Annotated in this window: 10 protein-coding genes; 4 read left to right on the forward strand and 6 right to left on the reverse strand. The window is 37.6% G+C overall.

Annotated features, from left to right (window positions below; all coding sequences use genetic code 11):
• Window positions 1–505: 505 nt before the first annotated feature.
• The 3 genes from FJR04_RS21100 to FJR04_RS21110 all read left to right on the forward strand — a co-directional run bounded on the left by FJR04_RS21100 (window position 506) and on the right by FJR04_RS21110 (window position 5,968).
• Complete coding sequence (locus FJR04_RS21100) at window positions 506–1,216, forward strand: peptidylprolyl isomerase (protein WP_168498448.1); 711 nt, start codon at window positions 506–508, stop codon at window positions 1,214–1,216.
• A 55-nt stretch (window positions 1,217–1,271) separates the two neighbouring features.
• Entirely contained in the window at window positions 1,272–4,265 is a 2,994-nt protein-coding gene (locus FJR04_RS21105) for a peptidase domain-containing ABC transporter (RefSeq protein ID WP_168498450.1), read from the forward strand.
• A 113-nt stretch (window positions 4,266–4,378) separates the two neighbouring features.
• On the forward strand, window positions 4,379–5,968 hold the full coding sequence (locus tag FJR04_RS21110; RefSeq protein ID WP_168498452.1) for an HlyD family efflux transporter periplasmic adaptor subunit: 1,590 nt from the start codon (window positions 4,379–4,381) through the stop codon (window positions 5,966–5,968).
• A 237-nt stretch (window positions 5,969–6,205) separates the two neighbouring features.
• Here FJR04_RS21110 and dnaN read toward each other — a convergent pair whose 3' ends face one another.
• Together dnaN and FJR04_RS21120 are read right to left on the reverse strand one after the other, a co-directional pair.
• The gene (gene dnaN / locus FJR04_RS21115) at window positions 6,206–7,354 is read right to left on the reverse strand and encodes a DNA polymerase III subunit beta (protein ID WP_168498454.1); all 1,149 of its coding nucleotides are present in this window, start codon (window positions 7,352–7,354) and stop codon (window positions 6,206–6,208) included.
• Between the two features lie 86 nt (window positions 7,355–7,440).
• The gene (locus FJR04_RS21120) at window positions 7,441–8,175 is read right to left on the reverse strand and encodes a DUF1995 family protein (RefSeq protein ID WP_168498456.1); all 735 of its coding nucleotides are present in this window, start codon (window positions 8,173–8,175) and stop codon (window positions 7,441–7,443) included.
• A 405-nt stretch (window positions 8,176–8,580) separates the two neighbouring features.
• Between FJR04_RS21120 and ruvB the strand changes: the two genes are divergently transcribed.
• Complete coding sequence (gene ruvB / locus FJR04_RS21125; protein WP_168498458.1) at window positions 8,581–9,681, forward strand: Holliday junction branch migration DNA helicase RuvB; 1,101 nt, start codon at window positions 8,581–8,583, stop codon at window positions 9,679–9,681.
• 192 nt (window positions 9,682–9,873) lie between these two features.
• Here ruvB and FJR04_RS21130 read toward each other — a convergent pair whose 3' ends face one another.
• From FJR04_RS21130 to FJR04_RS21145, 4 genes are read right to left on the reverse strand one after another with little or no spacing between them, the layout of a single operon-like run.
• Window positions 9,874–10,239, reverse strand: coding sequence for a clan AA aspartic protease (locus FJR04_RS21130; RefSeq protein WP_168498460.1), 366 nt, complete (start codon window positions 10,237–10,239; stop codon window positions 9,874–9,876).
• The gene (locus FJR04_RS21135; RefSeq protein ID WP_168498462.1) at window positions 10,236–10,508 is read right to left on the reverse strand and encodes a hypothetical protein; all 273 of its coding nucleotides are present in this window, start codon (window positions 10,506–10,508) and stop codon (window positions 10,236–10,238) included. The genes FJR04_RS21130 and FJR04_RS21135 overlap by 4 nt, the downstream gene beginning before the upstream one ends.
• Window positions 10,509–10,563: 55 nt before the next feature.
• Complete coding sequence (locus FJR04_RS21140; protein ID WP_168498464.1) at window positions 10,564–10,857, reverse strand: DUF3349 domain-containing protein; 294 nt, start codon at window positions 10,855–10,857, stop codon at window positions 10,564–10,566.
• 2 nt (window positions 10,858–10,859) lie between these two features.
• The gene (locus FJR04_RS21145) at window positions 10,860–11,264 is read right to left on the reverse strand and encodes a DUF1308 domain-containing protein (protein WP_168498466.1); all 405 of its coding nucleotides are present in this window, start codon (window positions 11,262–11,264) and stop codon (window positions 10,860–10,862) included.
• Window positions 11,265–11,728 lie beyond the last annotated feature (464 nt).

Here is an 11,728-nt window from a genome sequence, read left to right on the forward strand (position 1 = left end):
ATTAGGTGTTGTAAATATTTCTCAGGTTAGATTGACTTTTCCAGATCAGTTATTACATCAATAATATGCAATAACCTCAGTTTTTGGTTATCTATTTCCTGGTGGTAATTCGTAATTCCGCCCGATTTCCTGTGATCTATTCCCTCACAAGTAACTTAGCTGATGGATAAATATGCAATAGTTAAGCTTGATAAAGCTTTTCAGATTAATAGTAAGTTTGATATTACAAAATTAGCAATTCATGGTATTTTGGTACGATAATATCCAAAATACCGACACACTCACTACTTACAGCTATTTTCAGGGAAATGAACCACATCTTGATTTCTGCATTAAATATGAGAAACCGTGTAATTCCCAGGATATTTACAAAATCAGGGTTTTGGACAAACCGTGAACTCACCTCAGATAAGTAACCTTAACCAAAAGATAACTTGGCTAAAATCTGAGTCTACTATTTTATAGAAAGAAGTTAACAATGGTGACAAATCAGATCACAAGCAAAATGAATCAATTTTTACAATTGGGCGATCGCATCCTAGAGTCTGGAGAGGTTTTATCATTATTGTCGGAATACCAGATATTACCGCTACTGATCAAAGAAATTATCATTGATCAAGCGATCGCCGCAGCCGAAATTGTCTGTACCCCAGAAGAAGAAAAACTAGTCTGTGAACAATTAGCCCAACAATATCAAGGACTAGAACCACAACAAGAAAGTTTCCAGAAATTAAAACTCATGGGTATACGCTCTTGGAAATTAGAAAAGTTCAAAGATGCAACCTGGGGAGGGGATTTAAACTCTTACTTCTTTCAACGTAAAACCAACTTGGATAGGGTGATCTATTCCCTCATTACTACCCCAGAAATTGGTATCGCTCAAGAAATTTACTTTCGTATCCAAGAGGGTGAACAGTCTTTTGCTGAATTAGCACGAGAATACGCTCAAGGACCAGAAGCCCAAACGGATGGTTTAGTAGGACCCATAGACTTACAATCCCTCCATCCCACATTGGCGAATATCCTATCTAAAAGCCAACCACAGCAACTATCACCACCAATTCAAATTGGGAATTTAATTTTAATTGTCAGATTAGAAAAATTACTACCAGCCCAACTAGATCGCCCTATGCGACAACGGTTATTAAATGAAAAATTTAATCAGTGGTTACAAGCACAAATGACAGAACAGAAATGGCAAATTCAGACATCATAAATCATCAAATTGAGACATTAGCAAAAATCAATTGAAATAACTCACCTCAATAAATATGACTTATATTAAGAATACCTTTGAAGACTTCATCACCACTATTGAAGGGTTTGAGCAACTATCAACTGAAGAAATTACCAAACTTTCATCACCACAACTATTACAGCCTTTACGCTATCGTATTGGTCAAAAAATTATCAGCAAAGAACAATTACCAGAAAGGATAGCAATTCTTTATCAAGGTAATGTCAGACTATTGGGATATCATCCCCAAACCCAATTACCCATAACTTTAAAACTACTCAAACCAGGGGCGATAATTGGCGAAATTTCCTGGTTACGTCAGATTCCTTGCGAAACTGCGATCGCTTCTACAGAAGTAGTCTGTTTAACCTGGAATGCAGCCGATTATTTACAATTATTGTCTCAAAATTCAGCCTTTACTAACACTCGTCAAAACCAAAGTCAACTAATTGAAGTATTTGATGTTTTGAGTTTCCAGATAGCACAACGAGCCTTAATTAATCACAACCTCAAAGACATAGCTCAACAAGCTATATCAGATGCAAAAATTCATTATTTATCACCAGGAAAAACTCCCTTACAGACATTAGAAAGTAATCGGATCTGGTTTGTAAGTGGTGGTAATTCTCACCCTGATTTAACCCCTGGAACTCGCTTAGAAAAAGAAGTAATTGAAGTTTCCGGAAACCTTCCTCTCCGGTTGTTGGGAATTAATCCTACAGATTTATCATTACTTGATCAATTTCCCACAGAATCAGAAATATTAGAAAATATATCAGATAGCACAGTAGCTGGAGAAATTCCCTATGCAGAAGAACCGGAATTTATTCCTCCAGATACATCAAAAAATCCACCCAAAAATCAAAAATATCCATTTTTCCGGGGACAAGGAGAACTAGATTCCAGTCTTGCTTGTTTTCAAATGCTATGCAAGCATTTAGAAATTCCCTTTCGTAAAGAAGTAGTCCGACGCATTTTAAATGATCAAATTAAGCGTCAAGGAAATGTATCTTTTCAACTTTGCGCTTATTTATCAGAATTAATTGGTCTGAAATCCCAACTAGTTGATATTCCCGTTGTTTCCATTAACCGTATTCCTACCCCAGCATTAATTCGTTATCGTGACAGTTTTGCAGTCCTCTATGCAGTAGATGGGAAAAAAGTAGTTTTAGGTTTGCCATCTCAAGGTATTATCAACTGTCAAATTAATCAATTTGTAGAAGAATTAGAAACCGATGAAACTAACTTACAACCACAAGTTAGATTATTATTACTAAGTCCCACAAAAGAAACCCCTAAAGAACGCTTTGGTTTAGCTTGGTTTGTTCCTTATTTATCGCGTTATCGCCGCGTTTTAATAGAAGTCTTTATAGCTTCCTTTTTTGTGCAATTAGCGGCTCTAGCTAATCCCCTAGTAATTCAGCTAATTATTGATAAAGTCATAGTTCAAAATAGTATTAGCACCTTAAATATTTTAGGGGTATTACTATTAGCAGTTGGCATATTTGAAGCAGTATTAACCACATTGCGGACATACTTATTTGTAGATACCACCAACCGCATTGATATGAGTTTAGGGTCACAAATTATTGACCACTTACTCCGCTTACCACTCCGCTATTTTGATAAAAGACCAGTCGGGGAACTATCAACAAGAATTAACGAATTAGAAAATATTCGCCAGTTCCTCACCGGGACGGCTTTAACAGTAGTCTTAGATGCCCTATTTTCAGTAGTTTATATAGTTGTGATGCTGTTCTACAGTTGGCAACTAACTCTAGTCGGTTTAGGGACAATTCCTCTGTTTGTGTTGGTGACATTAATTGCTGCCCCCACGGTGAGCAGACAATTACGAAGCAAAGCTGAACGTAACGCCGAAACTCAATCTTATTTAGTTGAGGTGATGTCAGGTATTCAAACAGTAAAAGCCCAAAACATTGAATTAAGATCCCGTTTTTCTTGGCAAAAGAAATATTCTAAGTTTGTAGCCGCAGGGTTTAAAACCGTTCTTACTTCCACATTAGCTAATTCTACTAGTCAGTTTCTGAGCAAACTTAGCAGCTTATTAGTTTTGTGGGTGGGAGCTTATTTAGTATTACAAGGAGACTTAACATTAGGGGAATTAATCGCCTTTCGGATTATTTCTAGTTACGTGACTACCCCTATCTTACGTTTGGCACAAATCTGGCAAAACTTCCAAGAAACTGGCTTATCTTTAGAACGATTAAGTGATATTGTTGATACCCCCCAAGAAGCAGAAATAGATCGGAATAATATACCACTTCCGGCCATTAAGGGTGCAATCAAATATGAAAATGTTTCTTTCCGATTTGCAGCCAGTGGACCACTACAACTCAGCAATGTTAGCGTCGAATTTCCCGCAGGTAAATTTGTGGGCATTGTCGGACAAAGTGGTTCTGGAAAAAGTACAATGATGAAATTACTGCTCAGACTGTATGATACAGAATCTGGCAGAATTTTAGTTGATGGTTACGACATTGCTAAAGTCGAACTTTATTCTCTACGGCGACAAATTGGCGTAGTTCCTCAAGATACTCTTTTATTTGATGGTACAGTTCAGGAAAACATTGCTTTAACGAATCCTGATGCCACAACTGAGGAAATTATTGAAGCTGCACAAATTGCCGTCGCTCATGAATTTATTATGACTTTACCTAATGGTTATAATACGCGAGTTGGGGAACGAGGATCATCCCTTTCTGGTGGACAAAGACAGAGAATTGCGATCGCTCGTTCTGTCTTACAAAGACCTCAATTATTAGTTCTAGATGAAGCCACCAGCGCCCTAGATTATCCTACAGAAAGACAAATTTGTCTGAACTTAGCTCGCGCTTTTAAAGGTAGTACAGTCTTCTTTATTACCCATCGTTTGAATACAGTTAGTAATGCCGATACTATCGTTGTTATGGACAACAGTAGGGTAATAGAACAAGGTAGTCATCAAGAACTCATGGCGACTAAAGGCCATTATTTCTATCTTTATCAACAACAAGAAGTTAATTTGTAATTCGTCGGTTGTTAGTTGTCAGTTGTTTCCATAAAATTCAACTGATAACTAAATTAAAGATAAAATTAGACCCCACTAAATATTCAATCTAAAATCCAAAATCCAAAATTATTATGACTCAACTTAATGGTAATCACACCAACGGTAATGGAAATGGCAACGGTAATGGTAAAGCATTGTCCAGAGATACACAAGTATTAACATCTCCTAAACCCAAACCAAAACAGCCAAACAATGATTTCAATTTCGATAACTTTGAGCAATCTGTAGTTTTACGACAATCCCCAATTTGGTCAAGAACCATCATGATTACCCTGATGGGATTAGCTTGTTTTGGGATTATTTGGGCTTGTTTAGCAAAAATTGAACAAGTAGTACCTGCAACAGGTCAATTAAAACCAGAAGGAACAGTTAAAGACGTGCAAGCTCCCATTAATGGAGTTGTGAAATCAGTTTATGTCAAAGATGGACAAGAGGTAAAAACAGGGGATTTATTATTAACATTTGATTCTATCGCTACCCTAGCAGAATTAAATTCATTAAATAAAATCCGTGTAGCTTTAATTCAAGAAAATAACATCTATCGCCGCTTAATGGGAGCTAGTACAGGCATAGATTCGGAAATAGAATTTTTACGCAGTAGACTACCAGGAGAATCAGCTTTCTTGCTGAAAAGTCGCGCTTCTTTAGTAGCAGACAATAATTTATTACGTTCTCAATTAAGAAATTTACCGGGAACAGCAGGGATAGGAATTGATGAAAAACAACTACTGGACGTTGCTAGAACAGAATTAGCATCTCGTTCCAAAGCCGCAGATTTAGAAGTTGAAAAAACTAGAAAACAACTTTCTCAAACTAAATTTAGATTACAAGATACTCGCAATGGGTTAGCAATTCAAAGTCAGATTTTAGCTAGTCTCAAAACCTTAGCTGAAGAAGGTGGTATTTCTAAACTGCAATATCTTAATCAACAACAACAGGTACAAACTCTCCAAGCCGAAATATCACAATTGCAAGAAGAAATAAAACGTCTCCAATTCGATATTGATAAAAGAAAAGAAGAATCAATCAATACAGTTGCTAGTTCTGATAAAGGGATTTTAGAAAAAATAGGTAATAACAAACAACGCATTGCTGACATTGATAGTCAATTTATGAAGATTATCTTAGACAATGAACAGCGTTTAGCAGATATCAATAGCAAAATATCCCAAACACAATTAAACGTTAAATATCAAGAACTCCGCGCACCTGTCGCCGGTGTAGTTTTTGATCTCCAGGCTAAAAATGCTGGTTTTGTTGCTAACACTACACAAAAATTACTACAAATCGTTCCCAAAGAAAACCTCACAGCAGAAGTTTTTATCACTAATAAAGACATTGGTTTTGTTAAAAAAGATATGAACGTAGATGTGAGAATTGATTCCTTTCCTTTTAGTCAATTTGGTGATATTAAAGGTAAGGTAATTGATATTGGTTCAGATGCGTTACCTCCAGATCAAAACTATCAATTTTATAGATTTCCAGCCAGAATCAAGTTAGATAGTCAATATCTAAATCTTGTTAATCAAGATCAAAAGATATCTTTACAGTCTGGGATGTCTATTACTGCTAATATTAAAGTTCGTGAAGAACGCACGGTTATGAGTTTGTTTACAGAGATGTTTACGAAGCAAATTGAGAGTTTAAATGAGGTGCGTTAAGGATTGTTAAAATCTAGTATTTAGTACCTATATTTTGCATATTAGGTACTGAAAAACGGCGTTGCTGATTAAGGGTATGAATTTTAGTCTCACGCAAAGGCGCAAAGGTAAGAGTTTTAACGGTTCAATTTGGGAATTTCATACCTCAATATGGCTATCAGCAACGCCTGAAAAACCAAACAACTGAAGTTAGGGAACGCACCTATAGTGAGAATGCGTCCCTGGTTGCATCAAAAATTAATTTCTCAGTTGTACAGGCATTGCTAAATAAGTCATTTTTAAACCACCCAAGGGAGTAAAAATGACTGGAGTTAAACTTTGATTTAGGTGCATTTGAATTTCTGAAGATGGTAATTCTTTTAAACCTTCCATGAGATATTTGACATTAAAAGCAATGTCTATATCTTCTCCAGATATTTGCGCGGGCATTGATTCTGTACCACTACCAACATCTTGCGCTTCACAAGATAGAGTAATTTCTTGATTGGCGTTATCAATGCTAACTTTGACAATATTATTTTTCTGATCTGCTAATACAGCAATTCTTTCTAAAGTGCTGATAAATTGCTTTCTTTCTAATGTGACTTGGCGTTCAAATTGCCGAGGAATTAATTGCCGATAAGCGGGATATTGTCCTTCTAAAGTGCGGCTGGTTAACCGTTGATTTTGCCAAGCAAAGACAACTTGACCTTGATCAAGATATACGGCTACAGTTTCTTCTGAAGTGGCATTATGCCCTAACATCCGTTGTAGTTCTCGTAATGCTCTGGCGGGTACTGTCACCTCTACTTGTTCACTACCTTCAACAGGACGCTCATTAGTGGTTTCTAGGACTGCTAAACGGTGTCCGTCGGTAGCTGCAAATTCTAATGTGTCTTGTTTTAGAGTCAAATGTACACCTGTGAGAACTTGCTTCGTTTCATCTGAACTAGTAGCAAACAAAGAACCTTTCAGTCCTTCAATTAGTGCCGCTGTGGTGAGATGAATGGCTTCGGCGTTTTCAATAACTGGTAATTCGGGAAATTCTTCTGCTCCCATGGCGCGAACTTGGTAACGTCCGCTTTTGGGTTTGAGAGTAACGATTATACCTTCTCCACCTGCATCTACTGAATCATCGAGGGTGATTTCCCCTTCTGGTAGGCGAGAAGTGATATCTACAAGGAGTTTGGCAGGGAGAGCGATCGCCCCACTTTCTAATACCTCAGCACTAAAACTAGTACGGATACCTAGACTGAGGTCAAAGGCGGTTAAACTCACTTGATTAGTTTCGGCATCTGCTTGTAATAAGATGTTAGCAAGTACAGGGTGAGTTGGTCTAGATGGGACTGCACGACTGACGAGGGAAAGATTGCTGCTGAGATCACCTTGAGAACAAATTAATTTCATCTTTAAAATCAAAAATGGGGGAATTGGTAATTGTAATTGGTAATGGGTAATTAGGTATTTACCGATTTCCCCATTACTGTGTGATTCTAACTGCTCAAAGCTTTGATAAATCGTTGTAAACTCTTAAATACACCGGGTTTTCTGGCGGGTGTAGCGTCGGTAGTATTTTCCGTTTGTCCCCCCATAAGAATCCCATCTAATTCGTCACCTGATGGTTTTTTGGGGAGTTCGGCAACTTTTTGATATTCGCCTGCTGTTTCTAACCATACTTCCCATAGTCCAGGGTAGCAACGGAAAAGGGCAGATTCATCATCTACGGGACGGATATAGTAACAAGATTCGATGGTGCTGATAAAGCGACGACGGGTTTCTCTGGCTGTGTAACCGATACCGACTACACTGGAATCTTCTAGCCGGGGTGTGAGCATAATTACGGGGCGTTCCCCGATGATTTCACACAACTTTTCTAATTGTGGTACTTCTACGGATGTGGGAGCGATAAATAGGAAAATTTCATCTTCTGGTTGAATTTTTGCTTCTAAAGATGCAGCCCTACCTGTACCAATATCTAAAATTTTGAATTGTGTGTCTTGCCAGTCACGACGGGCTAAAGCAGCCGCACCAGCATCAGCAAAGAAGACTTTGAGACGGGATTCATATTCAGTAAACTGGGGAAGAAACTGTTCTGCAACTGTCATGAATTTGAGTTCTGGGAATAATAACTCAACTTGAATGCGACTCACACCATCAGCTAAAGCTGATTTTACCGCTTCACAAGATTGAGCGATCGCATCTTCTAGGGTTTTTGGTAGTTCAGCCATAGTTTACAAAGTCTCTATATCAATCTTTAATCTTTAATTATCGCCAATAACGTCATTTATGACCAATTTTCCGAATAAGTGTCAGTTCTAGTTGCTTAAACATGAATTTTTGTAAATTCTTAATGAGTAGTATTATCTTTTTTGCTAATAATTTGTATCCTGGTTTTATTATAGATATTTTTTTGTTTTGTTATTGGCACTCGAAAACAATCAGTGTTTGACTTTGTGACCTGGACAATAGTATTATATGCCAGTATTAGTGTATACATAAAACCCTAAAATCGCTAAATACTCAACTTTCCCTTCTTCTGTTTTTGTAATCCAAAAATTTAGACCTCACCCGATAGAGGTATGGGATATTACGGTGTTTAAGATAAAAACCCTACTTTTGAATTACTGAAAATTATGGCGATTATCTCCTCAAAAAAACAGCCTCCAGAACCCAACGGAGAACCAAAACAGCAACAGAAATCAGTCAAAGTCCCCCCTGCTGAAAATATTTTGCAGTCTGAAGCGGCTCTTAATGAACAAGGTAAACCAGAGGAGAGTATTCGTCCCCAGCGATTTGCTGATTATATAGGACAAAAGGATTTAAAGGATGTTTTAGATATCGCTATTAAGGCGGCTAAATCTAGAGAGGAAGTGCTGGATCATTTGTTGTTGTATGGACCACCAGGTTTAGGGAAAACCACAATGGCGATGATTTTAGCATCAGAAATGGGAGTAAGTTGTAAAATTACCAGCGCCCCAGCTTTAGAACGTCCACGAGATATCGTAGGTTTATTGGTAAACCTGAAACCAGGAGATGTACTATTCATAGATGAAATCCATCGGTTATCACGGATGACAGAGGAGATCCTGTATCCAGCGATGGAGGATTACCGCTTAGATATTACGGTGGGGAAAGGTTCTAGTGCCAGAATTAGAAGTATACCTTTGTCTAAGTTCACCTTAGTCGGGGCGACAACTCGCGTCGGAGCTTTAACTTCTCCATTGCGCGATCGCTTCGGTTTAATTCAAAAGTTGCGTTTTTATGAAATTGAAGAACTAACTAAGATTGTTCTTCGTACCGCTGAATTATTGCAAACTCCAGTTAACCCAGATGGAGCGACAGAAATAGCCAAACGTTCACGGGGAACACCCAGAATTGCGAATAGATTACTAAAGCGAGTCCGTGATTATGCGGAAGTGAAATCTTTTACAGAAATTACGGCAATTGTTGCAGCGGAAGCATTACAACTATTCCAGGTTGATCCTTGCGGTTTAGATTGGACTGATAGAAAAATGCTCAGTGTGATAATTGAAAACTTTAATGGTGGTCCAGTGGGGTTAGAAACTATCGCTGCTACCACTGGGGAAGATACTCAAACCATTGAAGAAGTTTATGAACCGTATTTAATGCAAATAGGTTATCTGAGTCGGACACCCAGAGGAAGAATAGCAACTAAAGCGGCATATCAACACATGGGTTTTAAACCACCTAATGAACAGTTATCCTTGCTGTGAATATAGCCCCCTGACTTCTTAGAGAAGTCGGGGATCTATGTTCATGAGCGATTCCTCTGGTAAGCTATCTCTTTTCTTTGATACACGAGAGCGATTCCTACGGAGCGCTTCGCTATCGCACTTCCTTCACCATTAATAAGAAGCGATACCTTCGATAAACTACCGCTAACGCACTTAATAAAAACCATTTAACTATAACTCTTCAATTGTCACTAAACCACCTTCTGTAAATTGGATAGATAACTCATATCCATCAAGTAAACCAGTGCCTAATAATGGCAGTCTTCCTGTAGCTAAAACATTAACTTCTCTTTCCTCACCATTCCAAATAATAGTCGCTTGATGTACTGGTAAAAGCACACGACTATTATCTGCTAAATTTGCATACATATCATAAACGAAAGGAAACCCCAGAAGATTAACTGCTGCTGGCGGTAAGGAAAGAAACTCTGTAAAACCTGTATCAACTACAAATTCAATGGTAAAATCTGGTTGCTCTGGCAATCGAAATATGACATTTACAGTTGCACGTCCATTTTTAATAATACCAGTTATCACCGATAATCACGCTCCATTTCTCCACTAAAGGATGCAGCGACTTTGTAACCAATGCGAATCCCAAAAAGTCGAGCAAATCTGTTTTTATTCCGTAAATAATGCGCTGATTCTATGCCTGTTTTATCAACAGCATATTCACCCGTTTCTATATCAATAATGATCATTTTACCGATATTTTCTTCGGTTTCGACTTGTTGACGAATACCATTGTCATATAATTCTTTTGCACGTTTAGCAACTTCTTCGCTGCTGAGTAGAATGGCTTGCATTTTGTTAATCCTTTTTCGTGATTATGTATTTATTGTACTTGATTAGCAGTACAGTTTATCCTTCTTCAAGCCACTGTTCATAACCACATAGCAGTAATCTTTCCTTTAAATGAGCGATCGCTTCTGGTGCGGGTATATCAATTGACTGTACCCGATATACATCATTAAGGACAACACTATAATCTTTACCGCTATAGTAAGCTACAACTTCAGCTAAATTTCTATCTGACATTTCTTCACTAAGTAATGCTAAAAGCGGTAAATAAGATTGTGATTCTATTCCCTTGGGGAAAGCATTTTGAATTAATTTATATGTACTTTGTAGATGTGGTGAAATAGTGATTTGCATGATTAATTACCAGTTAAAGGAAAAGGTGGATGAATATATACATGAAAATCCACACCTTGAGCAGAAGCGGCTCTCACAGCTTTTGCATCTGCTGTGGTGGTGACAATATTTAGTTGATCACCTGTGCCTAATATAATAATATCGTTTATTCCTAATTTTCGTGTTGGTTGCAGGTTTAAAGCTCTAGGTGATGGGTTATCCGGGATGATAGTTACTCTTTGTAAAAAGCGATTAGCTCTAGTTTGTTCTGATAGTCTAGCAATAGTTTTCACTATGTTAGTGAACTCAGCAAAAGCAGTTTGAGTCATTACCATTTTTTGTCCATTTACATATTGTAGCAATCCATAACGAATAGAGGAATTTTCGGCTATAAAAGCTATAGCAGTGCCAGTATCTAAATTAATCATTCAAACATTTTTCTAAAAATAATCGTAAATAGGTTGCACCTCTCCACTATTATCTAACAAAGAGCGATCGCACGCTGTAGTAATTCTGTCATGATTGAAGAATGTGAATGGCTTTTTACTATTTATGATATCAAGTCTTTGAGTTAATCACGCCATCGCTACGGTAAGCTTTACTAACGCATTACCTTCACCGTTAACTAGGAGTGATCGCACTCCCTCCACTATGATCTAACTCAGAGCGATACCTTTCCTACGGAACACTACGTGAACGGTTAGCTTCGCTAAATAACCATCTCATCTCCACCATAAGCAATACTTTTAGTAAGCTTCACTAAAAAATGTTAACTTTTTTCAGGAAAAATAATATACTAAACCCCATCCATCTTGAAAACTTGAGTTTTCGCCATAGAAAAAACTATAGATTTCTACTTGGAAGGGGTTTATATTTGTTTGGGCAGATGATT

Origin of the sequence: Anabaena sp. UHCC 0204, assembly GCF_009711975.1 — a bacterium.
Classification (GTDB): domain Bacteria; phylum Cyanobacteriota; class Cyanobacteriia; order Cyanobacteriales; family Nostocaceae; genus Dolichospermum.

What these genes read in the sequence shown, in the direction of transcription:
- FJR04_RS21135 (WP_168498462.1), bottom strand. Translation starts at nt 10,508, where the DNA reads ATGCAAGCCATTCTACTCAGCAGCGAAGAAGTTGCTAAACGTGCAAAA.
- FJR04_RS21120 (WP_168498456.1), bottom strand. Translation starts at nt 8,175, where the DNA reads ATGGCTGAACTACCAAAAACCCTAGAAGATGCGATCGCTCAATCTTGT.
- dnaN (WP_168498454.1), bottom strand. Translation starts at nt 7,354, where the DNA reads ATGAAATTAATTTGTTCTCAAGGTGATCTCAGCAGCAATCTTTCCCTC.
- FJR04_RS21105 (WP_168498450.1), top strand. Translation starts at nt 1,272, where the DNA reads ATGACTTATATTAAGAATACCTTTGAAGACTTCATCACCACTATTGAA.
- FJR04_RS21100 (WP_168498448.1), top strand. Translation starts at nt 506, where the DNA reads ATGAATCAATTTTTACAATTGGGCGATCGCATCCTAGAGTCTGGAGAG.
- FJR04_RS21140 (WP_168498464.1), bottom strand. Translation starts at nt 10,857, where the DNA reads ATGCAAATCACTATTTCACCACATCTACAAAGTACATATAAATTAATT.
- FJR04_RS21110 (WP_168498452.1), top strand. Translation starts at nt 4,379, where the DNA reads ATGACTCAACTTAATGGTAATCACACCAACGGTAATGGAAATGGCAAC.
- FJR04_RS21145 (WP_168498466.1), bottom strand. Translation starts at nt 11,264, where the DNA reads ATGATTAATTTAGATACTGGCACTGCTATAGCTTTTATAGCCGAAAAT.
- ruvB (WP_168498458.1), top strand. Translation starts at nt 8,581, where the DNA reads ATGGCGATTATCTCCTCAAAAAAACAGCCTCCAGAACCCAACGGAGAA.